The organism is Cellulomonas sp. URHB0016 (assembly GCF_054057935.1).
The window spans coordinates 474822-499077 of the sequence record NZ_JBSRZU010000001.1 but is presented as its reverse complement, the minus strand read 5'-3'; the positions used below and the strand labels follow the sequence as shown (position 1 = coordinate 499077).

Below are 24256 nucleotides of genomic sequence, written 5' to 3'. Positions count from 1 at the left end.
GCCCGGACGAGCCAACGACCGACGCGCGGACGTCGGCGCGTCGATCCGGGACCGTCTAGCGTGCCGTGCATGCAGCTCTCGACAGTGGTGGCACCGGTGTTCGCGGCGCGGTGCACGCTCGTCGTGGCGGAGCACGGGGACTGCGTGGTCGTCGACCCGGGCGCGGGGGTCGCCGGTCAGGTGACGGAGCTCGTCGAGCGCCACGGACTTCGGCCCCGGGCGCTGCTCGCCACGCACGGTCACGTGGACCACACGTGGGACGCGGCCGCCCTGGTCGAGCGGTTCGACGTGCCGTTCCTCCTGCACGCGGGCGACGCGTACCGGCTCGCGGACCCGTTCGGCACGCTGGGCGTGCTCGGGGGACCGTCACCGCACGACCCCTCCGGACCCTTGGCGCAGGCGCTGGCAGCGGCCGGTGTCGCGCCGTCGGCGTACCAGATGCCCGAGCGCGTCGAGGCGTTCGGGACCGCGGTGGGCACCAGGTCGGACGACGTCGCCCTGGCATTCGGCTCCGTGCACCTCGTCGCCCGGCACGCGCCCGGCCACACGGAGGGGTCGACGCTGTACCTGCTCGACGTCGACGGTGCAGGTCTGGTCGCTCTCACGGGCGACGTCCTGTTTGCCGGCAGCATCGGTCGCACGGACCTGCCGGGCGGCGACGAGGCGGAGATGGGTCGCACCCTGCGCGAGGTCGTCGCGACGCTCCCGCCGCAGACCGTCGTGCTGCCCGGGCACGGCCCGGGGAGCGACGTCGCCACGGAGCTGGCCACCAACCCCTACCTGCGCGCGGCCGCCCGGCAGGCGCCCGCCTGAGAGCGGAGGCGTCGGGCCTGCGGAGTCTGGAAGGATCGGGCCCCATGGCCAGACCGACCCCCCTGTCCGGATTTCCTGAGTGGCTCCCCGAGGGCCGCCTCGTCGAGCAGCACGTGCTCGACGTCCTGCGCCGCACCTTCGAGCTCCATGGGTTCGCGGGCATCGAGACCCGGGCGGTCGAGCCGCTCGACCAGCTGCTGCGCAAGGGCGAGACGTCCAAGGAGGTCTACGTCCTGTCGCGCCTCCAGGAGGACCCGGACGAACCCGCCGCCCGCGGGCACCGGGAGGCCGAGCGTGGCCTCGGTCTGCACTTCGACCTCACCGTGCCGTTCGCGCGCTACGTGCTCGAGAACGCCGGACACCTCGCGTTCCCGTTCCGTCGGTACCAGATCCAGAAGGTCTGGCGGGGCGAGCGCCCTCAGGACGGGCGGTTCCGCGAGTTCGTCCAGGCGGACATCGACGTCGTCGGTGCCGGTGCGCTGCCTTACCACTACGAGGTGGAGCTCCCGCTCGTCATGGCCGAGGCGCTGGGCGCGCTCCGCGACATCGGGATGCCGCCCGTGCGGATCCTGGTGAACAACCGCAAGGTGGCGGAGGGGTTCTACCGGGGACTCGGGCTCACCGACGTCGACGCGGTGCTCCGCTCCGTCGACAAGCTGGACAAGATCGGGCCGGATGACGTCGCTGCGCTCCTGGTGGCCGACGCGGGCGCGACCGACGCGCAGGCCGCCGCCTGCCTCGAGCTCGCCGCGATCTCGGGGGCCGACGAGACGGTGATCGACCGGGTCCGGGCGCTCGCCACGCAGCACGGCGTGGTGCACGAGCTGCTGGACCAGGGTCTCGCCGAGCTCGGCGCGCTCGTGCATGCGGCGGCCGAACGTGCACCGGGCGTCGTCGTGGCCGACCTGAAGATCGCGCGCGGCCTGGACTACTACACGGGGTCGGTCTACGAGACGGTGCTCGTCGGGCACGAACAGCTCGGCTCCATCTGCTCCGGCGGGCGCTACGACACGCTCGCGTCCGACGGCACCACGACCTACCCCGGCGTCGGGCTGTCCGTCGGCGTCTCCAGGCTGGTGTCGCGCCTCCTCGGGGACGGTCTCGTCCGTGCCACCCGTGCGGTCCCCAGCGCCGTCCTGGTCGCCGTCACGCAGGAGGAGGACCGCGGCCGGTCCGATGCGGTCGCAGCCGCCCTGCGTTCCCGTGGGATCCCGGTCGAGGTCGCCCCGTCGGCCGCCAAGTTCGGCAAGCAGATCCGGCACGCGGACCGTCGCGGCATCCCGTTCGTCTGGTTCCTCGGGCAGGCGGACGACGAGGGCGTCGTTCACGGGGACGAGGTGAAGGACATCCGGTCCGGCGAGCAGGTCTCCGCCGACGCGGCGTCCTGGCGGCCGCCGGCCGAGGACCGCTGGCCGCGCGTGGTCCCCGCGGAGGGCTGAGCGCGGCACCGAGGGACGGTCGGGGCGGGCGAGGTCTGGAGTCTTCGGGCAGCGCGCGGAGCACGGTTGACGCGGCGGTCGAACACATGTTCGACTGGTGGCATGAGGTGGGACGGGCAGCGGCTGACGGCGGACCAGGACGAGGGGACCTTGCCCGGGCTCCCGCTCGCCGGGCTCGTCCGCACGGTGCGGACGCCGGACTTCGCCGGCGTGACGTTCCACGAGGTGCTGTGCCGCAGTGCGCTCAACAAGGTGCCCGAGGCGTCTCAGATGCCCTTCCGGTGGACCATCAACCCGACGCGGGGTTGCCTGCACGCCTGCCGGTACTGCTTCGCCCGGCCCACGCACGAGTACCTGGAGCTCGGTCCTGGCGTCGACTTCGAGACGCAGATCGTCGTCAAGACGAACGTGGTCGAGGTCCTGCGTGCGGAGCTGGCACGCCGGTCCTGGGCGGGTGAGCACGTCGCACTCGGCACCAACACCGACCCGTACCAGCGCGTCGAGGGTCGCTACATGCTGATGCCCGGGATCATCGAGGCACTCGCGAGCAGCGGGACGCCGCTGTCGATCCTCACCAAGGGCACCTTGCTGCGGCGCGACCTGCCGGTGCTGGTGGAGGCGGCCGCCCAGGTGCCCGTCGGGATCGGGGTGTCGTTGGCCGTCGGCGACGAGGTCCTCCAGCAGAGCGTCGAGCCGGGCACGCCGACACCACGCGCTCGGCTCGACCTGATCCGTGCGGTCCGCGACGCCGGCCTGCCGTGCGGCGTCATGGTGGCGCCGGTGATGCCGTGGCTGACGGACGGGACGGAGCAGCTCGACGACCTCCTGCGCCGGCTGGCCGACGCCGGCGCCAGCGGCGTGACGGTCCTTCCGCTGCACCTGCGCGGGTCGGTGAAGCCGCTGTTCCTCGCGTGGCTCGCCGAGCACCACCCGGGCCTCGTCGCGCGCTACGAGGCGCTGTACGGCCCGCGCGCCACCGTGCCGGCCGAGTACGGCCGCTGGCTGCGCGACCGGGTGGCGCCCCTGCGCGTCCGGCACGGATTCGGCTCCTCGTCAGGGCACCGCGAGGACCGTGGCGAGGGGGCCTACCCGGACGGCAGCATGCCGTGGCGGCGGATGGTCGCTGCGCCGGATCTGCAGGTGGCGCAGCCGACGCTCTTCTGATGACCGGCTGGTCCTGTCCCGGCGCCGGCCGGGCCGCCGCGACGCGGTGACGGCACGGGTACGCGGGGCGGTATGGCGCGAGGTATGCGAGGCGGTGTTGCACGGCGTCCCCGCAGGCGGCGGGCACTAGGATCGTGCGGGCGCCCGACGGGCGCGACACCACTTCCGATCACGAAGGACCTTCCGTGCTCCGTACCCACACGGCCGGCTCGCTGCGAGCCGAGCACATCGGCACCACCGTCACCCTCACGGGTTGGGTGGACCGCCGTCGTGATCACGGCGGCGTCGCGTTCGTCGACCTGCGGGACGCGTCGGGGATCGCCCAGGTCGTGATCCGGGACGAGGCCGTGGCCCACGGTCTGCGTGCCGAGTACGTGCTGAAGGTCACGGGTGTGGTGGGACGCCGTCCGGAGGGCAACGAGAACGCGCACCTCGCCACGGGCGAGGTCGAGCTCGTCGCGGCGGAGGTCGTCGTGCTCAACGAGGCGGCCCCGTTGCCCTTCCAGGTGTCGTCGTCGCTCGACGAGACCGTGGGGGAGGAGGCCCGGCTCAGGCACCGCTACCTGGACCTGCGCCGTCCGGCGCCCGCCCGGGCCATGCGGCTGCGGGCGAAGGCGAACCAGGTCGCCCGTGCGGTGCTCGACGCGCAGGACTTCGTCGAGGTCGAGACGCCGACACTGACCAGGTCGACGCCCGAGGGCGCCCGCGACTTCCTCGTCCCCGCGCGTCTCGCGCCGGGCTCCTGGTACGCGCTCCCGCAGTCCCCGCAGCTGTTCAAGCAGCTCCTCATGGTCGGTGGCCTGGAGCGGTACTACCAGATCGCCCGGTGCTACCGCGACGAGGACTTCCGGGCGGACCGGCAGCCGGAGTTCACGCAGCTCGACGTCGAGATGAGCTTCGTCGAGCAGGACGACGTGATCGCCCTCGGCGAGCAGATCATCGTCGCCCTGTGGCGTCTCATCGACGTCGAGATCCCGACGCCGATCCGTCGGATGACCTTCGCGGACGCGATGGCGCGCTTCGGCAGCGACAAGCCCGACCTGCGGTTCGGGTTCGAGCTCACCGAGCTCACCGAGTACTTCCGGGAGACGCCGTTCCGGGTGTTCCAGGCCCCGTACGTCGGCGCGGTCGTCCAGCCGGGTGGCGCCGCGACGCCTCGCCGTGGCTTCGACGCCTGGCAGGAGTGGGCGAAGCAGCGCGGCGCCAAGGGTCTCGCCTACGTCACGGTCGGCGAGGACGGCGAGCTCGGCGGCCCGGTCGCCAAGAACATCACCGACGCCGAGCGGGCCGGTCTCGCGGCCGCCGTCGGGGCGAGCCCGGGTGACGCGATCTTCTTCGCCGCGGGCTCGGTCGCCGAGGCGCGATCGCTGCTCGGCGCCGCACGGCTGGAGATCGGCCGCCGTGGTGGCTTGATCGACGAGGACGCCTGGGAGTTCGTCTGGGTCGTGGACGCACCGCTGTTCAAGCCCACCGGCGAGGACGACGACGTCGCCGTCGGTGGCGGCGCCTGGACCGCCGTCCACCACGCGTTCACGTCGCCGACGCCTGAGTGGATCGACACGTTCGAGCAGGACCCGGGCAAGGCGCTGGCCTACGCCTACGACATCGTCTGCAACGGCAACGAGCTGGGCGGCGGCTCCATCCGTATCCATCGCCGGGACGTGCAGGAGCGCGTCTTCGAGATCATGGGGATCGGTGCCGCCGAAGCGCAGGAGAAGTTCGGCTTCCTGCTCGACGCGTTCCAGTTCGGGGCCCCGCCGCACGGCGGCATCGCATTCGGCTGGGACCGGATCATGGCGCTGTTGACGAAGTCGGAGTCGATCCGCGACGTCATCGCGTTCCCGAAGTCCGGCGGCGGCTACGACCCGCTCACGGCGGCGCCGGCGCCGATCACGCCCGAGCAGCGCCGGGAGGCCGGTGTGGACGCCAAGCCGAAGCCGTCCACGCCGCCCGCAGCAGGGTCGGCAGGGGAGCGGCCGACCGCGTGAGCGTGCCGCTCGACCGGCTTCCGCAGGCGTGGCGTGGCCACCGCGTGCTCGCGGGTGTCGACGGGCGCTGGCAGGACGCCGTCGTGGTCGGCGACGACCGTGGCGTGCTCCTGGCGTCGCCGTCGCCGCGCGGCCCGTTCCTGCTGGCCCTCGGGGACGGGGCAGCCGTCGAGCGGCTCGTGGCGGACGCCGCCGCGTGCCGGCTGGAGGTCGGATCACCGCTGGCGCGAGCCGGGTTCGTCGACCGGGCCGGTTGGCTGAACGTGTCCCGTGGCACCAGGCTGTCGGAGGCTGTCCTCTCATCGCTCGGGCTGGCGCCGTTCTCTACGTGGGACTGGTTCTCGACGGACGAGGCACCGCCTCCGCATGACGGCGAGGGGGCCGTGCGCCGTCTGGACCCGGTGGCTGAAGCAGCTGCGATCGGTGCCTGCCTCGACTCGGCGAACCCGGCGACGACCGCGGACCCGGCCAGAGCGGGTGAGGCCGGCTGGTGGGGCGTCGACGGCCCGGACGGCCTGGTCGGGGTGGTCGGTGCGGCGCGTCGAGGGGCCCGGGACGGCGCGCAGTCGTGGCACCTGCACGGCCTCGGCGTGGTGCCGGACGCCCGTGCGGCCGGTATCGGCTCGGCCCTGACCACGGTGGCCGTCCGGCGGGCGTTCGTCGAGGGTGCCTCGTTCGTCAGTCTGGGGATGTACGCGGAGAACGTGGTCGCCCGTCGGCTGTACACGCGCCTCGGCTTCTCCCTCGACACGGAGCTCGCGTCATACGGGCCTGCGGGCATCTCCCGGCCTCCGGCCTGACCGGGCGTCCGACACGGGCGGTCGCGTCACCAGCGTCGCGGCGGGGGGGGGGCGGTCCCGGTGAGGCTCTCGTGCGCACCCGATACCGGGTCCTCGTCCGGCGGCAGCACGGGGACGCTCGCTCGCGGCCGCGCCGTCATGACGTGACGCCGGACGTCGGGCCCCTAGTGGCTGATCGAGAACCGGGCGTGCAGTCGGCGCAGGAACTTCGGCGCCCACCAGTTGGCGCGCCCGAGGATGGTCATGGTCGCTGGTACGAGCAGCAGCCGCACCAGGGTCGCGTCGACGAGCACGGCGACGGCGAGCGAGAAGCCGACCTCCTTGATGACGAGCATCTGCCCGGCGACGAAGCCGGCGAACACGACGATGACGATCGCCGCCGCCGAGGTGATGATCCGCCCGGAGCGCTGCAGGCCGAGCCGCACCGCCGCGTCGTTGGGCAGCCCGCTGTCGTAGAGCTCCTTGATCCGGGAGAGCAGGAACACCTCGTAGTCCATCGCGAGCCCGAACGCGAACGCGATGACGAGGGCGACGACGTACGTCTCGATGCCGCCGGCCGACGTGAATCCCAACAGCCCGGACAGGTGCCCGTCCTGGAACACCCAGACCAGCACGCCGAGCGACGCGGCCAGGGAGATCACGTTCGTCAGCAGTGCCTTGACCGGCACGACGACCGATCCGGTCATCAAGAACAGCAGCACGAGCGTGGCTCCGGCGACGATCCCGACGGCGAGGCGCGCGCGGTCCCCGAGCGCCGCGGTGAAGTCGATCTCGGTGGCGGCCTGACCGGTCACCCACGTCGGGAAGGGCGCGTCGAGCGACCGCACGTCCCGCACCACCGAGCGCGCCGCCGCGCCGCCCGGATCGTCGGTCTCGGGCCGCACGCCGATCACCACGTAGGAGCCGAGCACGGACGGCGGGTCCACCGACGCGACGCCGTCGACGTCCTCCAAGGTCGCCGTCCAGGCGGTCGCCTCCTCGAGCGTCGTCTCCGCGACGACCGTGACCGGCGGGGTCGTCGACGCGGGGTACTGGTCGGCCAGCAGGTCCACGAACTCGCGTTGCGTGCTGCCGGCGGGCAGCAGCTCCGTGGTGGAGTTGCGCAGCTCGATGTGGGCGAGCGGCAGCGCGAGCAGGCCCAGCACGCCGAGCGATCCGAGCAGCACCAGCCAGGGGTGGCGCTGGACCCGCTCCGTGCTGCGGGAGAAGGCGCCCTCCTCGGACTGCACGTCGGACGTCCGGGCCAGGACGGACCGCAGGCCGGGGATCCGGGAGAGGATGCTCGGCTTGATGAGGCGGCGTCCGGCCAGGACCACGAGGGCGGGGACCAGCGTGAGTGCCGTCGCGACGGCCACGACGATGACCGCGACACCTGCGGCGCCGATCGCCCGCAGGATCTGGGGCCGGAACACGAGCAGTCCGGCGATCGCGATGGCCACGATGACGGCGGAGAACGTCACGGTGCGGCCCGCCGTCGCCATCGTGCGCTCGAGAGCGTGGATCACGGCGCCGTCGCCTCGGCGCCGTCGGCTGCCCGCGCCGCCGTCGGTGTCGACGAGCTGATGCAGCTCCTCGCGGAAGCGGGAGACGATCAGGAGCCCGTAGTCGATGGACAGCCCCAGACCGAGCAGGGTGACGACGTTGACCACGGACGCGTCGAGGTCGAGCACGTAGGAGAAGCCGAGCAGGACGGCGAGGCCGCCCGCGATCGACGCGAGCGCACCGGCCATCGGCATCGCGGCGGCCAGGAAGCCGCCGAACACGAGCACCATGATGAGCAGCGCGATGGGCAGGGCGATGGTCTCGCCGGTGCGCAGGTCGGTCTCCACCTGCGCGTTGATCGCGCCGACGATGAGCGTGGTGCCGCCCACGATCCCCGTGACGTCCGGGGCGACGTCGCGAAGGTCGTCCGGCACCTGCTCGAGCCGTTCCTCGACGTCCGTCAGCGCCGTCTGTCGGGCATCCTCGCCCAGCTCGGGGTCGATCTCGACCACCACGAGGAAGCCGTCCCCGTCCTGGGCGACCAGCGGCGCCGCTGCCGGGTTCGTGACACCGCCCGGCAGCGCGAGCGGGTCGATGACCGCCGCGACGCCGTCGATCGCGACGAGCTCCTCGCGTGCGGGGGCGAACGCGGTCGCGACCTCGGGGTCCTCCGCGTCGACGTCGTGCAGGACGAGCGTGAGCGACGACCCGCGCGCGCCGCTGCCCTCGAGGATCGCCTGGGCCTGCTCGCTCTCGGAGCCGGGCACACCGGGAGCACCGGAGGTCAGCCGGTCGAACAGGCTCTCGCCGTGCACTCCCACCACGGCCAGGGCGTAGCCGGCGACCGCCACCACCAGCCAGACGAGGACGGTGAGACGGGGGTGGTGGGCCACAGCGCGGCCGAGTCGGGCGAACACGCCGGTCATCGTCGCAGGTCGACCGCCGGGAAACCACGCATCGGAGGCGTGATGTCTCGGAGCACCCGGACAGTCGCCCTCACCGAGGCCGTCGCGACGGTGTCGACGCGTCCGGGAGCCGCTCGTCGAGCGCGAGCCCGTCCCGTGGACGGTCCTGAACCAGCCCGCCGCCCGTCCGGCGGACGCGCAGCCGTGGGGCCGGCGGTCGGTGGGCGTGCGTACCCTGCCCGCATGGACCTGTTCGACGCCGTCACGTCGACCGCCACGGGTGTGCCCGCGGTGGGTGCCGGTGCGCCGCTCGCGGTGCGGATGCGCCCGCGCACGCTGGACGAGGTCGCCGGGCAGGCGCACCTGCTGGTGGCCGGCTCGCCGCTGCGCAGGCTGGTGGAGCCCGCGCAGGACGCCGCAGTCCGGGCCGCGCCCACCTCAGTGGTCCTGTGGGGGCCGCCCGGCACGGGCAAGACGACGCTGGCGTACCTGATCGCCGCGACGTCGGGTCGTCGGTTCGTCGAGCTCTCGGCGGTCACCGCCGGGGTCAAGGACGTCCGCGCGGTCATCGAGGACGCCCGTCGGCGGCTCGCCACGGACGCCTCCGAGACGGTGCTGTTCATCGACGAGGTGCACCGCTTCACCAAGGCCCAGCAGGACGCGCTCCTGCCGAGCGTGGAGAACCGCTGGGTCACGCTCGTCGCCGCGACCACCGAGAACCCGTCCTTCTCGGTGAACTCGCCGCTGCTGTCCCGGTCCCTGCTCCTGACGCTGCAGCCGCTCGGCACGGACGACGTGCGCATCCTCGTGCGCCGTGCTGTCGAGGACGAGCGCGGGCTCGGTGGAGCGGTGACGCTGGCGGAGGACGCCGAGGACCACCTCCTGCGCCTGGCCGGCGGGGACGCCCGCAAGGCGCTCACCATCCTCGAGGCGGCCGCCGGTGCGGCGTTGTCCGACGAGGAGGCGGCGGACGGCCCGGTGCTCGTCGGCCTCGAGACGGTGGAGCGGGCGATCGACGTCGCGGCCGTCCGTTACGACCGCGACGGCGACCAGCACTACGACGTGATCAGCGCGTTCATCAAGTCGGTGCGCGGCTCCGACGTGGACGCGTCGCTGCACTACCTCGCGCGGATGATCGCGGCGGGGGAGGACCCGCGGTTCATCGCCCGGCGGATCGTCATCTCGGCGGCCGAGGACGTCGGCATGGCGGACCCGAGCGCACTGCAGACCGCGGTGGCGGCGGCGCAGGCCGTCGCCCTGATCGGCATGCCCGAGGCCCGGATCATCCTGGCCGAGGCCGTGGTGCACCTCGCGACCGCGCCGAAGTCGAACGCGGCCTACGCGGGCATCAACAAGGCCCTGGCCGACGTCCAGGCGGGCAGGATCGGCTCGGTCCCGACGCACCTGCGCGACGCCCACTACGCGGGGGCCCGCCCGCTCGGCCATGGCGCGGGGTACGTGTATGCGCACGACGAGCCGCATGCCGTGGCCGCGCAGCAGTACCTGCCCGACGAGCTCGTGGGCACCCGGTACTACGAGCCGACCGACCGCGGGTACGAGCGCCAGGTCGCCGAGCGCCTGGAGCGCGTGAGAGCGATCCTGGACGACCGCGGCTGACGGCCCGCGGCAGGGCTGCCCACCGATGCTGCCCACCGATTCGGTCCGGGCACGTCGAGACGGTAAGGTGTGCAGGTCGTCCTCGCGACGGGTGTGCCTGCAGCTCGGGCACAGCCGGGCGGACGGCCACCTGGGGCCCTAGCCGCGCAGCACCCGCCGCGCACCATGGTCGGTCCCACGCCCGCCGGATCTCCGCTCGCGGGTGTGACGTCAACAAACGACAGGAAGTATCTCTGTGAGCAGTGTGACCCGTTCGCGTCGCCAGGTCCGCCTGAGCCGCGCACTCGGCCTGGCCCTGACGCCGAAGGCCGTCAAGCACTTCGAGAAGCGTCCCTACCCGCCCGGTGAGCACGGCCGTGCCCGTCGCCGGACCGAGTCGGACTACGCCGTCCGTCTGCGCGAGAAGCAGCGTCTGCGCGCCCAGTACGCCCTGCGCGAGAAGCAGCTCGCCCGTGCGTACGAGGACGCCCGCAAGGCCCCGGGCCTGACCGGTGAGGCGCTGGTCGAGAACCTCGAGACGCGTCTCGACGCGCTCGTCCTGCGGTCCGGCTTCGCCCGCACCATCCTGCAGGCCCGCCAGGTCGTGGTGCACCGGCACATCCTGGTCGACGGCAAGATCGTGGACCGCCCGTCGTTCCGCGTGAAGCCCGGCCAGACGCTGCAGATCAAGCCGAAGAGCCAGGCCACCGTGCCGTTCCAGGTGGCCGCCGCCGGCGCGCACCGCGACGTGCTCCCGACGGTCCCGGGCTACCTCGACGTGCAGCTCGAGAAGCTCAGCTCCGTCCTGGTCCGCGCCCCCAAGCGCGCCGAGGTCCCCGTGACCTGCGAGGTCCAGCTGGTCGTCGAGTACTACGCCCGCTGAGCCACCCGGTCGACGAACGCCCCGCTGCGCACCCGCGCACGCGGGGCGTTCGTGCGTCCGGACCGTGCCGGGGCCGTCGCGGCGTGCGCGCCGACGGCGGGTTGGTGGGTAGGGTTTCCGGCGGGGTCGTCGGGCCGCACTCGGGGCCCTGAACAGGAGGACGTGCATGTCGGTCGGGGATGTCGCCGGGCTTGTCGCGGCGATCGCGTTCGTTCTTCTTGTCGGGGCGCTCGCGGTCCCGCTGGTCAAGCTGGGCCGTGTCCTCGACGAGGCGCGCACGTCGGTCAAGGAGCTGACGGACCACACCGTCCCGGTGCTGGACGAGACGGCGACTCTCGTCGCGTCGTCCAACACGCAGCTGCAGAACATCGACACGGTGACGACCGCCGCTGCGCAGGTGTCGGAGAACGTCTCGGCGCTGACGGCGCTGTTCGCGGCGACCGTCGGGTCGCCGATGATCAAGGTCGCGGCGTTCTCCTACGGTGCGCGCCGGGCGCTCGCCGGGCTCACCACGAGCCGCCGGGGCAAGTGATGCGCCGTCTCGTGTGGGTCGGCGTGGGAGTCGTCGCGACGGTGGTGTTGGTGCGCAAGGGCCGCGCGCTGCTGGACGCCTACGTCCCGGCGGGCACCACGGAGGCCGTGCAGGGGGTGGGCCGCATCATGACCGCCGTCCGGACCGCGCAGCACGAGTTCCGTGCCGGCATGGCCGAGCGGGAGGAGCAGCTGCGTCGCGACCTGACGGGCGACGCCGACGTGGACGCACTGCGTGCCGAGCGACCGGAGCGGGTGGAGGACCTGCGTCGCACCTGGGCCGCTCGTCGGACCCGCCAGGACTGGGTCGGGCCGACGGAGGACCCGGACGACGACGACGGCTACGCGTTCTTCTGACCAATCACGTCGCAGTGCAGGGCACGGCACGAGCACGATGTCCCGACCGGGACAGGACCGAACGACACACGAGGACACCATGCGTACCGCCGAGATCCGTCAGCGTTGGCTCGACTACTTCGAGGGCCGAGGCCACACCGTCGTGCCGTCGGCCCCGCTCATCTCGCCGGACCCGTCGACCTTGTTCGTCATCGCGGGCATGGTGCCCTTCATCCCGTACATGCTCGGGGAGCAGACCCCGCCGTGGCCCCGCGCGACGAGCGTGCAGAAGTGCGTGCGGACCCTCGACATCGAGGAGGTCGGCAAGACCACCCGGCACGGCACGTTCTTCCAGATGAACGGCAACTTCTCGTTCGGCGACTACTTCAAGGAAGGCGCGATCACGTACGCGTGGGAGCTCGTCACGGGCGCGCGCGAGAACGGCGGGTACGGGTTCGACCCGGACACCATCTGGGTCACGGTGTTCCACGACGACGACGAGGCGGCAGCGCTCTGGAAGCAGGTCGCGGGGCTGCCCGACGAGCGCATCCAGCGCCGCGGCTGGAAGGACAACTTCTGGTCCACGGGTGCGCGTGGCCCGTCCGGCCCGTGCTCGGAGATCTACGTGGACCGCGGGCCGGAGTTCGGGGCCGAGGGTGGGCCCGTCGTCGACGAGGACCGGTACCTCGAGATCTGGAACCTCGTCTTCATGCAGTACGAGCGGGGTGACGGCGGGGGCAAGGAGGACTTCCCGATCCTCGGCGAGCTCAAGCAGAAGAACATCGACACCGGCATGGGCCTCGAGCGGGTCGCGTACCTGCTGCAGGGCGTCGACAACATGTACGAGATCGACGAGGTGTTCCCGGTCATCCAGGGCGCGCAGAGCCTGTCCGGTCGCCGGTACGGCGCGAACCGTGACGACGACGTACGCATGCGGGTGGTTGCGGACCACGTCCGGTCCGGGCTGATGCTCATGGGCGACGGCGTGACGCCGTCGAACGAGGGCCGCGGCTACGTGCTGCGCCGGCTGCTGCGCCGGTCGATCCGGGCCATGCGACTGCTGGGCGTGGAGGACCTCGCCCTGCCCACCCTGCTCCCCATGAGCCGGGACGCGATGAGCCCGTCGTACCCGGAGCTGGCGCGCGACTTCGACCGGATCAGCCAGGTGGCGTACGCCGAGGAGGAGACGTTCCGGCGCACGCTCGCGGCGGGCACGACGATCCTCGACACGGCCGTGCAGGCGGCGAAGAGCGCCCCGGCGCCCGTGCTGTCGGGGGACCAGGCGTTCGCGCTGCACGACACCTACGGGTTCCCGATCGACCTGACTCTCGAGATGGCGGCGGAGCAGGGCGTCTCGGTGGACGAGCAGGCGTTCCGGACGCTCATGCAGGCGCAGCGGGAGCGGGCGCGGGCGGACGCGCTCGCGAAGCGTGCGGGACGTGCCGACACGGCGGCCTACCAGGAGCTGCACTCGACGCTCAGCGAGACCACCTCGAAGCCCGTGCAGTTCGTCGGGTACACGGACGCGGAGGCGCGGTCGCGGGTCGTCGGGCTGCTCGTCGACGGCGTGCCCGCTCCGGCGGCCACCGCTCCGGCCGACGTCGAGGTGGTCCTCGACGTGACGCCGTTCTACGCGGAGTCGGGCGGCCAGCAGGCGGACACCGGCGTGATCGTGCTCGACGGCGGCGCGCGCATCGAGGTCGACGACGTCCAGGCGCCGGTGAAGGGCCTGTCGGTGCACCACGGCCGGCTGGTCGACGGCACGGTGACGTTCGGCGAGCGCGGCGTCGCGCGCATCGACAGGTCGCGCCGCCAGGCGATCGCCCGCGCCCACACCGCGACGCACCTGGTGCACAAGGCGCTGCGCGAGTCGCTCGGCGACACCGCGACCCAGGCGGGCTCGCTGAACGCGCCGAGCCGGCTCCGGTTCGACTTCCGGTCACCGTCCGCGGTGCCGCACGAGGTCGTCGGCGAGATCGAGGAGCGCGTCAACAACCGGCTGCAGGACGACCTCGAGGTCACCGACGCCGTGATGGCGATCGACGAGGCACGGGCCAGGGGAGCGATGGCCCTGTTCGGCGAGAAGTACGGCAACGAGGTCCGCGTCGTGTCCATCGGGGGCGACTGGTCGCTCGAGCTGTGCGCCGGCACGCACGTGAAGCGCTCCGGCGAGCTGGGCCTGGTCACGCTGCTCTCGGAGTCGGCGATCGGGTCCGGCGTGCGTCGTGTCGACGCGCTGGTCGGTGCCGGTGCGTACGGGTACCAGGCGAAGGAGCGCGCGCTCGTCGGCCAGCTCTCGGGGCTGCTCGGCGCCCGCCCGGACGAGCTCGCGGACCGCGTGTCCACGCTGCTCGCGCGCGTCAAGGAGTCCGAGAAGAAGCTGGCGACGCTGCGCTCCGGCCAGCTCCTCGCGGCGGCCGGCTCGATCGTGGACGGCGCGCAGACGGTCGGTGGCACCCGCGTCGTGACGCACGACGCCGGTGAGGTCTCTGCGGACGACGTGCGGGCGCTGGTCCTCGACCTGCGCAACCGGCTCGGCGAGTCGTCCCCGGCCGTGGTCGCCGTCGGCGGCACGAGCAACGGTCGTCCCGTCGTGGTGGTCGCGACGAACGCGGCGGCACGCACCGCGGGCATCCGGGCCGGCGCGCTGGTACGGACGGCGTCGGGCATCCTCGGCGGCGGCGGCGGCGGCAAGGACGACCTGGCGCAAGGGGGCGGTACCGACGCGGGCCGGCTCGGCGAGGCGCTGTCCGCGGTCGTCGGTGCGCTGAGCGCCTGACGTGGCCCGCGACGAGGAGGACGCCGTCCGTGGGGTACGCCTGGCGGTCGACGTCGGCTCCGTGCGGGTCGGTCTCGCGACCAGCGACCCCGACGGGGTCCTGGCCACGCCCGTGGCGACGCTCGCCCGCGACGCGAAGGCGACGGGCGGGCGCGTCGCGGTGGACGTGGCACAGATCGTGCGCGAGGTGGGTGAACGTGGTGCGGTAGTCGTGTACGTCGGACTTCCCCGGCACCTGTCGGGCTCCGAAGGCGCCTCATCAGCTGCCGCGCGCGCGTACGCTGTCCAACTGGCGCAGGCCGTCGCACCCGTCCGGGTGCGGCTGGTCGACGAGCGGATGAGCACGGTGTCCGCCCATCAGGCGCTGCATGCGTCCGGCCGATCCGGACGCCGCCACCGGCAGGTCGTCGACCAGGCGGCCGCGGTGGTGATACTGCAGTACGCGTTGGACGCGGAGCGTGCGACGGGACGGCAGCCCGGAGAACGGGTCGATGCCGGACCACCTCAGCACGGTCGTATGACGCGCGGGGGGGCTGCGGGTGACGGAGGAACGACTCTGGGGTGACGCACACGTGAGCAACAGCCAGACCGACTGGTGGGCACCGGTGGAGCGGAGTGACCAGGTGACAGAGCTCTTCGGCGACCCCACGGACAAGTCGTCCGCGGAGTCCCGGCGTTCCCGGTCCCGCGGTCGCGCCCGCGCCCAGCGTGAGCGCCAGAAGCGGCGCCGCCGCTCGATCTGGGTGCTCCTCGTGGCGCTCGTGCTCGTCGCCGGGGCGGGGTACGTGGTGCTCGAGCTCGTCGGCGGGGTCTTCAGCGGGGGTGGATCCGCGGCGGGCGTCGAGGACTACCCGGGACCGGGGCACCCCGCGGCGCGCGTCGTCGTGGCCAAGGGGGACACCGGTGCGGTCATGGCGCACACCTTGCAGGTCGCCGGTGTCGTGGCGACCGAGAAGGCGTTCAACCGTGCGTACGCCGCAAATCCCGATGCGATCTCGATCCAGCCGGGCACGTACAACCTGCTGCTGGAGATGAAGGCCTCCGACGCGGTCGCGGCGCTGCTCAACCCGGCCAGCCGGGCCACCATGGGCGTGACGATCCCGGAAGGGCAGACGGCCGAGCAGATCCTCTCGAAGGTCAACGAGGTCACCCTGATCCCGATCGAGGAGCTCCGGGCGGCCGCGGCGGACCCGGCGTCGATCGGCCTGCCTGCCGAGGCGGCCGGCAACCTCGAGGGCTGGCTCTTCCCGGCGACGTACCCCGTGGAGCCCGGCGCGTCCGCCACGAGCGTCCTGCAGCAGATGACCGCGAAGACGGTCGCCGTCCTCACGGCGAGGGCCGTCCCGAACGACCAGTGGGAGACGGTGCTCACGAAGGCGTCGATCATCGAGCGGGAGGCGAAGCTCGATGACGACCGCCCGAAGGTGGCGCGGGCGATCGAGAACCGCCTTGCCAGGCAGATGCCGCTCCAGATCGACGCGACGACGGCGTACCGGCTCGGTGGGCGCGCCCCGACGCGGGCGGAGAACAACGACCCGGCGAACGACTACAGCACGTACGTGCGCGTCGGGCTGCCGCCCGGACCCATCTCGTCGCCGGGGGAGAAGTCCATCGACGCCGTGCTCGCCCCCGCCGACGGGCCGTGGCTGTTCTGGTGCACGGTCGATCCCGAGACGGGCGAGACGTTGTTCACGGACAGCAACGAGGAGCACCAGGCGAACGTCGCGCAGCTGCGCAAGTGGCAGGAAGAACACGGCCAGTAGGCAGCAGCACCGCCTTCCGACGGGCGACCACCCACGAGTGGTCGCCCGTCGGGCACCTATGCTCCGGCCCATGGATCGCCCCGTCCCGCAGAGCCCGGCCGAGCACCCGGCGAGCACCCGACCCCGTTCGCGTGCGGCGGTCCTCGGCCACCCGATCGCGCACTCGCTCTCGCCGACCCTGCACCGGGCCGCGTACGCCGCGCTCGGGCTGTCGGACTGGCGCTACGACGCCGTCGACGTGACCGAGGACGGTCTCGCCGGCTTCGTCGGCACGCTCGACGACACGTGGGCGGGGCTCAGCCTCACGATGCCGCTCAAGCAGACCGTGCTGGGGCTGCTCGACCACGTAGAGCCGCTGGCCGAGGTGGTCGGCGCCGTGAACACCGTGCTGCTCCAGGGATCGGGGCCCGGCCGCGTGCTCGTCGGGGCCAACACCGACGTGTACGGCCTGGTGACCGCCCTCGGCGAAGGCCTGCCTGAGGGTGCCGCCGCACGCGTGGGCACGGCGGCAGTCCTCGGCGCAGGTGCGACGGCCGCGTCCACGCTCGCCGCGCTCGGACAGCTCGGCTGTGCCACGCCGGTGGTCTACGTGCGTTCCGTGCAGCGGGCCGGCGGGCTCATGCGGGCCGCCCACCGCATGGGCGTGCAGCCGGTGTTCCGGTCGCTCGAGCACGCGGCGGACCAGATCGGCACCGGGGACGTCGTCGTCTCGACGCTGCCCCCGCACGCCGCCGACGACCTCGCGGCCACGCTGCCGGCCCGGCTCCCGCGCGGTGTGCTCCTGGACGTCGCCTACGACCCGCGCCCCACCGCGTTGTCGGCGGCCTGGGCGGCCCGGGGCGGCGTGGTCGTCCGGGGCGAGCGGATGCTGCTCCACCAGGCGGTCGAGCAGGTGCGGCTCATGACCGGTCGCCCGGGCCCGGTGGACGCCATGGCGGACGCTCTCGACGCGCGGCTCTCGCCCTAGTCACCGGACGGAACCGACCGAATCCCTCACGCGGACCGCTCGTCCTGCCGATGAGCCGAGTGGACCCGCGCGCGAGAGCCGGCCGGGCCTGGACCGGAGGGAACGCGCGTGAAGCAGCTCGGGGAGATCCTGCTCGACGAAGGCCTCGTCTCAGAGGCGCAGCTGCTGGCCGCCATGGACGAGCAGATGAGCAGGGGTCTCTCTCTCGGACGCACGCTCGTCGAGCTCGGGATCCTGTCCGAGGGGCAGCTCGTCAAGGCGCTTGCGGCTCAGGTCGGCATGGACTTCATCGACCTGGACGAGTTCGTGGTCGACCGCGCGGCGGTCTCGGTCGTGCCCGCGGCGCTCTGTCGCAGGTACACGGTGCTGCCGGTCGCGTTCAGCAACGGCTCGATCGTGCTCGCCACGGCGGACCCCGGGAACGTGATGGCCGTCGACGACGTGCGGACCGTCTCCGGCATGCCCGTCATCGCCGTCGTCGCGACGTACGACAACCTGCTGCGTGCCATCGACCGGTTCTGCCGCGCCGACGACGAGATGGAGGACCTGTCCTCCGCGTTCGAGGAACAGAACGTCGAGCAGGAGACCGACCTCTCGAAGATGGGCGAGGTCGCCGACGACGACGCCCCGATCGTGCGGTACGTGAACCTGCTCGTCACCCAGGCCATCACCGACCGCGCGTCCGACATCCACATCGAGCCTAGCGAGCACGACCTGCGGGTCCGCTACCGGATCGACGGCGTGCTGCACGAGACGCAACGCTCTCCCAAGCAGATCCAGGGCGGCGTCATCAGCCGCGTGAAGATCATGAGCGACATCGACATCGCCGAGAAGCGCAAGCCGCAGGACGGGCGCATGTCGGTGGTGCACAACGGTCGCAAGATCGACCTCCGCGTCGCGACGCTGCCCACCGTGTGGGGCGAGAAGATCGTCATGCGAATCCTCGACAACTCGACGGCGAGCCTCGACCTGCGGGACCTCTCGTTCCTCGAGACCAACTACGAGACCTACCGGACGGCGTACACCAAGCCCTACGGGATGATCCTCGTCACGGGCCCCACCGGCTCCGGGAAGTCGACCACGCTCTACGCGACGCTCAACGCGGTGTCCAAGCCGGAGATCAACGTCATCACCGTCGAGGACCCGGTCGAGTACCGACTTCCGGGGATCAACCAGGTGCAGGTGAACCCGAAGGCGGGGCTCACGTTCGCCTCGGCACTCCGGTCGATCCTGCGTTCCGACCCGGACGTCGTGCTGCTCGGCGAGATCCGTGACCACGAGACGGCGCAGATCGCGATCGAGGCGGCCCTCACCGGCCACCTCGTGCTGTCCACCCTGCACACGAACGACGCACCGTCGGCCGTGACGCGACTCACGGAGATGGGCATCGAGCCGTTCCTCGTCGGGTCCGCGCTCGACGCGGTCGTCGCCCAGCGGCTCGCGCGCAAGCTGTGCGGCAAGTGCAAGGAGCCGTACCGGCCGTCCGCCCAGGAGCTGGAGGCCGCGCGCTTCCCGTGGCTGCCGGGCGAGCCGCTGCCCGAGCTCATGCGGCCCGTCGGCTGCGTCACGTGCTCGAAGACCGGGTACCGGGGCCGGCTGGCCCTGCACGAGGTCATGCCCGTCACCGAGGAGATCGAGCGGATGGCCGTCGCGCACGCGTCGAGCGCCGACATCGGCGCGACCGCGGTCGCGAACGGCATGATCACGCTCCGCGACGACGGCTGGCACAAGGTGGCCCTCGGCCACACGTCGATCGAGGAGATCCTGCGCGTCGTCGCGTGACGTGCTCATCCTCAAGTCCGGCGGGACGTCCGCCGATGAAACCAGCAGAGCACCCTGTCGGGGGCCCGAGCGTCCGTGCTGTCGTGAGGACAGGCGACCTGTGGAGGAAATGACGTGAGTGAGTCCTACCGGGCCCCCGAGGGGCAGCCCTCGCGACCGCTGCCGCCGTACCGGCCGGCCGGGCCACAGGCGGGCGCGCCCGTCCCCATGACGGCGATGTACTCGCCTGTCCCGTCGCAGAGCCACGGGCCGCAGCAGCCGCCCGCCGGCGCTCCGGCGGCGGGGAGCATGCCGCTCGCGGCGCCCACGGGCGCCCCGACCGCCACCTACCAGCCGGTCTCCCGGCGGCCCCCAGGGACGGACCTTCGTGCCGCAGCCGACCATGCCGCCGGCGCCGACCCACGCTCCCGCGCCTCAGGCCGCCCAGGCTCCCATGCCCGGCGCGCCGGGGCACATGCCCGCGCCGTCCGCGCCGACCCCCCCGGCGCCGTCCGCGGCTCCGGCCGTCCGGGTCCGCCCCGCGCGCTCCGGCCCGGGCCAGGAGAAGCAGGAGGGCGACGTCGTCATCGACGACGTGCTCTCGGAGATGGTGCGTCTCGGAGCCTCGGACGCGCACTTCACGACGGGGTCCCCCCCGATGGTGCGCGTCTCCGGTTCGCTGCGGCCGCTCGAGGGCTTCGAGATGCTCATGCCGGAGCCGCTGCGCCGATCGCTGTACGCGATCCTCACGCAGAAGCAGCGTGAGAAGTACGAGACGAACCTCGAGCTCGACCTGTCGTACTCGGTCCGCGGCCTCGCCCGGTTCCGTGTGAACCTGTACCAGCAGCGTGAGTCGATCGGCGCCGCGTTCCGTGTGATCCCCTACGAGATCAAGCCGCTCGAGGCACTCGGGGTCCCGCCGATCGTCGGCTCGTTCGCAGGGCTCCCGCGTGGCCTCGTGCTCGTCACCGGCCCCACCGGGTCGGGCAAGTCGACGACGCTGGCGGCGGTGGTCGACCTCGCGAACCGGACGCGCGAGGACCACATCATGACGGTCGAGGACCCGATCGAGTTCCTTCACCGGCACAAGAAGTCGTTGATCAACCAGCGCGAGGTCGGCCAGGACACCCTCTCGTTCGCCAACGCCCTCAAGCACGTGCTGCGGCAGGACCCCGACATCATCCTCGTCGGTGAGATGCGCGACCTGGAGACGATCTCGGTGGCGCTGACTGCCGCCGAGACCGGTCACCTCGTGTTCGCGACCCTGCACACCCAGGACGCCGCGCAGACCATCGACCGCGTCATCGACGTGTTCCCGGCGCACCAGCAGGCCCAGGTCCGCACCCAGCTCGCCGGCGCCATCCAGGGCGTCGTCTGCCAGACGCTCTGCAAGCGCGCCGACGGTCCGGGACGCGCGGTCGCGACCGAGGTGCTCATCGCGACCCCCGCCATCCGGAACCTCATCCGTGAGGGCAAGACGCACCAGATCTACTCGGCCATGCAGGCCGGCGCCCAGCAGGGCATGCACACGCTCGACCAGCACCTCGCCGAGCTCGTCAAGACCGGGAAGATCTCGTACGAGACCGGCCTGGACAAGTGCCACCACATGGAGGACTTCAACCGGCTCACGGGCCGTGCCGAGGGCGGCTCGGCGGGTGCGGGCATCGCCAAGTCCGGCATGGGCGGGGCCTACTACGCGGAGGGGCGTCTCTGATGGCCACGACGACAGCAAAGACGTTCGAGTACGCGATCCGGGACCGCTCGGGCAAGATCGTCAAGGGCCGGATCGAGGCGCCGAACCAGGCCGCGGTCGCGAACCGCCTCAAGTCGATGGGCCTCGCGCCCATGTCGATCAACGAGGTCGGCAACACCGGGCTCCAGAAGGAGCTGTCCATCCCCGGCTTCGGGAACAAGGTCACGCTGAAGGACCTGGCGATCATGGCGCGCCAGCTCGCCACCATGATCGACGCCGGTCTGTCCCTGCTGCGCTCGCTGGCCATCCTCGCGGAGCAGACGGAGAGCAAGCCGCTCGCGAAGCGTCTCGCCCAGGTGCGCAACGACGTCGAGGTCGGCATCTCGTTCTCGGCGGCGCTCACGAAGCACGCCGACGTGTTCCCGCCGCTCATGATCAACATGGTCAAGGCCGGCGAGGTCGGCGGTTTCCTCGACCAGGTGCTCGTGTCCGTCGCGGAGAACTTCGAGTCCGAGGTCAAGCTGCGCGGCAAGGTCAAGTCGGCGATGACCTACCCGGTCGTCGTGTTCATCATCGCGATCCTCGCGGTCGTGGGCATGCTGCTGTTCATCGTCCCGGTGTTCGCGGGGATGTTCGCGAGCCTGGGTGGCGAGCTGCCGCTGCCGACGCGGATCCTCGTGATGCTCTCGGGCCTCCTGAAGTGGATCTCGGTCCCGCTCGTCATCGTCGTCGTGGCCTTCTCCGCCTGGTGGAGCCGGCACAAGAACGACCGGCTCGTTCGGGAGCGGCTCGACCCGATCAAGCTCAAGGTGCCGGTGTTCGGCAACCTGTTCCGCAAGATCGCCGTCAGCCGGTTCACCCGGAACTTCGGCACGATGCTGCACGCGGGTGTCCCGCTGCTGCAGGCCCTCGACATCGTCGGCGAGACGAGCGGCAACCTCGTCATCGAGCGCGCGGCCAAGGCCGTCCAGGAGTCGGTGCGGTCGGGCAACTCGCTCACCGGCCCGCTCTCGCAGCACTCCGTCTTCCCGCCCATGGTCGTCCAGATGATGGCCGTCGGTGAGGACACCGGTGCGCTCGACACGATGCTCGAGAAGATCGCCGAGTTCTACGACCAGGAGGTCGAGGCGACGACCGAGCAGCTCACGTCGCTCATCGAGCCGCTCATGATCGTGGTCCTCGGCTCGCTCATCGGCTCGATGATCATCGCCCTGTACATGCCGATCTTCTCCGTCTTCAACCTCATCAACTGAGGCCGACGGTGCACAGGCTGCGGGCGCAGACCCGCGACGACGGCAACACGCTCCTGGAGCTCCTCGTCGTCATCATCATCATCGGCATCCTCGCCGGCATCGCGATCCCCGTGTTCATCGGGCAGCGCAAGAAGGCCGTGGACGCGTCGCTCAAGTCCGACCTGCGGACCGTCGCGACCGCGATGGAGGCCGGCCGGACGACGACCGGCGACCTGCCGCTGACGGCCGCCGTCGTGAAGAGCGACGCGGTGACGAGCGCGGGCAACACGGTGGACGTCGTGGTGACGGGTCAGGACTTCTGCCTCAGCGGGGACCACCCTGCGGGGATCGGCCCGTCCCACGCGTGGGTGTACGACACGACGCGCGGCGGGTTCGTGGCCGACGCGACGGCCGTCTGCCCGTCCGCGGCGACGTTCACCCTGCCCTGACCGTTTCGTCGTCGCCGCACGGTATTACCGGAATGTCGCGCGCCCGCGGCAGAAATCGCCCGTCCGGGTGCGAACTGCGTCATCCGAGTGAACTCGGCCGGTCACCCGCGTCCGGCGCTCAAGTCCGGACGCCAGGTGCCGAAGAACGGGTCAGTGCGAGAAGCCGACGGCGATGCGCACATTGCCGCACCACTCATTCATGACATCTGAGACCGAAACGGAGTCGAGCAAATGATCGCTCGCGTTCGCAAGTCCCTCGACGAGAAGGACCAGGGCTTCACGCTCATCGAGCTCCTCGTCGTCATCATCATCATCGGCATCCTCGCGGCCATCGCGATCCCGGTGTTCCTCAACCAGCGCAAGAAGGCGGTCGACGCGTCGATCAAGTCCGACCTGCGCACGGTCGCCAACGAGCTGGAGACGTACTACACGGACTCGCAGGCGTACCCGACCGCGGTGACCGCCTCGACCGGTGCGACCGACGGCACGAACACCATCACCGTCACGTCTGGCAGCGCGATCCACCTGAGCTCCGGCAACAAGGTGTCCTTCAAGCTCAACGCGACGAAGGACGCGTACTGCCTGCTCGGAATGAACGACAAGGGCACCAACGGCACGACCTTGGGCTACCAGTACGTCAGCAACGCCGGCGGCCTCAGCTCCACCGCCGTCTCCACCTGCACCGTCGCCTGATCCCCACCCCCCATACATTTCGGAGGCTTGACATGATCGCTCGCGTTCGCAAGTCCATGGACGAGAAGGACCAGGGCTTCACGCTCATCGAGCTCCTCGTCGTCATCATCATCATCGGCATCCTCGCGGCCATCGCGATCCCGGTGTTCCTCAACCAGCGCAAGAAGGCGGTCGACGCGTCGATCAAGTCCGACCTGCGCACGGTCGCCAACGAGCTCGAGACGTACTACACCGACGCCCAGAAGTACCCGGCCGCCACCGAGCTCACGCAGGCCGGCGGCGCCGGCGGCAAGGTCACGGTCGGCACCGGTGGCAACCAGGTGTCGATGAGCAGCGGCAACGTCATCAAGTACGGGATCAACGGCACCGGCGACGCGTTCTGCGTCTACGGCGAGAACTCCAAGGGCACCGGTGGCACCGGCAAGGGCTACCAGTACGTCAGCAACGCCGGCGGCCTGCAGTCCACCGCCGTCAGCGGCACCTGCGCCGTTTCCTGATCCCACTCCCCAGACACATACGGAGGCTTGACATGATCGCTCGCGTTCGCAAGTCCATGGACGAGAAGGACCAGGGCTTCACGCTCATCGAGCTCCTCGTCGTCATCATCATCATCGGCATCCTCGCGGCCATCGCGATCCCGGTGTTCCTCAACCAGCGCAAGAAGGCGGTCGACGCGTCGATCAAGTCCGACCTGCGCACGGTCGCCAACGAGCTCGAGACGTACTACACGGACAAGCAGGAGTACCTGGCCGTGGCCGCCACGACCGGCACGATCGCCGTGAACACGCCTGCCGCCACCCTGAGTGCGGGCAACACGGTCACCGTGACGACGAACACGGCGAAGGACTCGTACTGCATCCACGGTACGAACCCCAAGGGCACCAACACGACCGACGGGTTCTGGTACAGCAGCCAGGGCGGTGGCCTGATGCCCGCCGGCACCGCGTCCTGCACCCCGTGACGTTGCACCTCAGCTAGTGCT

At 71.6% G+C, this 24256-nt stretch carries 21 protein-coding genes; 20 read left to right on the top strand and 1 reads right to left on the bottom strand.

What is annotated here, in order from left to right; translation table 11 throughout:
- The first annotated feature begins 69 nt into the window (after window positions 1–69).
- From ACVW07_RS02335 to ACVW07_RS02315, 5 genes are all read left to right on the top strand, one after another.
- Window positions 70–813, top strand: coding sequence for an MBL fold metallo-hydrolase (locus tag ACVW07_RS02335; protein WP_456817681.1), 744 nt, complete (start codon window positions 70–72; stop codon window positions 811–813).
- Window positions 814–857: 44 nt separating this feature from the next.
- Window positions 858–2252 (top strand): histidine--tRNA ligase, encoded by a 1395-nt coding sequence (hisS, locus tag ACVW07_RS02330; protein WP_456817680.1) that lies wholly within the window; start codon window positions 858–860, stop codon window positions 2250–2252.
- 102 nt (window positions 2253–2354) lie between these two features.
- Window positions 2355–3416, top strand: a complete 1062-nt coding sequence (locus ACVW07_RS02325) for an Rv2578c family radical SAM protein (protein ID WP_456817679.1) — start codon at window positions 2355–2357, stop codon at window positions 3414–3416.
- Window positions 3417–3601: 185 nt separating this feature from the next.
- Window positions 3602–5404 (top strand): aspartate--tRNA ligase, encoded by a 1803-nt coding sequence (aspS, locus tag ACVW07_RS02320; protein ID WP_456817678.1) that lies wholly within the window; start codon window positions 3602–3604, stop codon window positions 5402–5404.
- On the top strand, window positions 5401–6204 hold the full coding sequence (locus ACVW07_RS02315) for a GNAT family N-acetyltransferase (protein ID WP_456817677.1): 804 nt from the start codon (window positions 5401–5403) through the stop codon (window positions 6202–6204). Before aspS ends, ACVW07_RS02315 begins: the two co-directional genes overlap by 4 nt.
- A gap of 164 nt (window positions 6205–6368) precedes the next feature.
- On the opposite strand, the gene ACVW07_RS02310 is transcribed toward ACVW07_RS02315, so the two are convergent.
- The gene (locus ACVW07_RS02310; RefSeq protein ID WP_456817676.1) at window positions 6369–8612 is read right to left on the bottom strand and encodes an MMPL family transporter; all 2244 of its coding nucleotides are present in this window, start codon (window positions 8610–8612) and stop codon (window positions 6369–6371) included.
- A 222-nt stretch (window positions 8613–8834) separates the two neighbouring features.
- Here ACVW07_RS02310 and ACVW07_RS02305 point away from each other — a divergent pair, with 222 nt between their 5' ends.
- The 15 genes from ACVW07_RS02305 to ACVW07_RS02235 all read left to right on the top strand — a co-directional run bounded on the left by ACVW07_RS02305 (window position 8835) and on the right by ACVW07_RS02235 (window position 24235).
- Window positions 8835–10208, top strand: a complete 1374-nt coding sequence (locus ACVW07_RS02305) for a replication-associated recombination protein A (protein WP_456817675.1) — start codon at window positions 8835–8837, stop codon at window positions 10206–10208.
- Window positions 10209–10443: 235 nt separating this feature from the next.
- Entirely contained in the window at window positions 10444–11070 is a 627-nt protein-coding gene (rpsD, locus tag ACVW07_RS02300; RefSeq protein ID WP_456817674.1) for a 30S ribosomal protein S4, read from the top strand.
- Between the two features lie 166 nt (window positions 11071–11236).
- On the top strand, window positions 11237–11602 hold the full coding sequence (locus tag ACVW07_RS02295) for a DUF948 domain-containing protein (RefSeq protein WP_456817673.1): 366 nt from the start codon (window positions 11237–11239) through the stop codon (window positions 11600–11602).
- Window positions 11602–11958 carry a hypothetical protein gene (locus ACVW07_RS02290; RefSeq protein WP_456817672.1) on the top strand — a complete coding sequence of 119 codons (357 nt, stop codon included), beginning with the start codon at window positions 11602–11604 and terminating at the stop codon, window positions 11956–11958. Before ACVW07_RS02295 ends, ACVW07_RS02290 begins: the two co-directional genes overlap by 1 nt.
- Window positions 11959–12037: 79 nt before the next feature.
- Window positions 12038–14716 (top strand): alanine--tRNA ligase, encoded by a 2679-nt coding sequence (gene alaS, locus ACVW07_RS02285; protein ID WP_456817671.1) that lies wholly within the window; start codon window positions 12038–12040, stop codon window positions 14714–14716.
- A 1-nt stretch (window position 14717) separates the two neighbouring features.
- Window positions 14718–15281 (top strand): Holliday junction resolvase RuvX, encoded by a 564-nt coding sequence (ruvX, locus tag ACVW07_RS02280; RefSeq protein WP_456817670.1) that lies wholly within the window; start codon window positions 14718–14720, stop codon window positions 15279–15281.
- A 7-nt stretch (window positions 15282–15288) separates the two neighbouring features.
- Window positions 15289–16479 carry an endolytic transglycosylase MltG gene (mltG, locus tag ACVW07_RS02275; RefSeq protein ID WP_456817669.1) on the top strand — a complete coding sequence of 397 codons (1191 nt, stop codon included), beginning with the start codon at window positions 15289–15291 and terminating at the stop codon, window positions 16477–16479.
- Window positions 16480–16549: 70 nt separating this feature from the next.
- Complete coding sequence (locus tag ACVW07_RS02270) at window positions 16550–17446, top strand: shikimate dehydrogenase (RefSeq protein WP_456817668.1); 897 nt, start codon at window positions 16550–16552, stop codon at window positions 17444–17446.
- Window positions 17447–17554: 108 nt separating this feature from the next.
- Window positions 17555–19228 carry a GspE/PulE family protein gene (locus ACVW07_RS02265; RefSeq protein WP_456817667.1) on the top strand — a complete coding sequence of 558 codons (1674 nt, stop codon included), beginning with the start codon at window positions 17555–17557 and terminating at the stop codon, window positions 19226–19228.
- 367 nt (window positions 19229–19595) lie between these two features.
- Window positions 19596–20921, top strand: a complete 1326-nt coding sequence (locus ACVW07_RS02260; protein WP_456817666.1) for a type IV pilus twitching motility protein PilT — start codon at window positions 19596–19598, stop codon at window positions 20919–20921.
- The gene (locus ACVW07_RS02255) at window positions 20921–22153 is read left to right on the top strand and encodes a type II secretion system F family protein (protein ID WP_456817665.1); all 1233 of its coding nucleotides are present in this window, start codon (window positions 20921–20923) and stop codon (window positions 22151–22153) included. The genes ACVW07_RS02260 and ACVW07_RS02255 overlap by 1 nt, the downstream gene beginning before the upstream one ends.
- An 8-nt stretch (window positions 22154–22161) precedes the next feature.
- Entirely contained in the window at window positions 22162–22581 is a 420-nt protein-coding gene (locus tag ACVW07_RS02250) for a type II secretion system protein (RefSeq protein ID WP_456817664.1), read from the top strand.
- A 231-nt stretch (window positions 22582–22812) separates the two neighbouring features.
- Window positions 22813–23274 carry a prepilin-type N-terminal cleavage/methylation domain-containing protein gene (locus ACVW07_RS02245; RefSeq protein WP_456817663.1) on the top strand — a complete coding sequence of 154 codons (462 nt, stop codon included), beginning with the start codon at window positions 22813–22815 and terminating at the stop codon, window positions 23272–23274.
- Window positions 23275–23306: 32 nt separating this feature from the next.
- Window positions 23307–23771: a prepilin-type N-terminal cleavage/methylation domain-containing protein gene (locus tag ACVW07_RS02240; protein WP_456817662.1), complete on the top strand. Its 465-nt coding sequence runs from the start codon at window positions 23307–23309 to the stop codon at window positions 23769–23771.
- Window positions 23772–23803: 32 nt separating this feature from the next.
- A complete protein-coding gene (locus ACVW07_RS02235) occupies window positions 23804–24235 on the top strand; it encodes a prepilin-type N-terminal cleavage/methylation domain-containing protein (protein ID WP_456817661.1) in 432 nt (143 codons plus the stop codon).
- The last annotated feature ends 21 nt before the right edge of the window (window positions 24236–24256 follow it).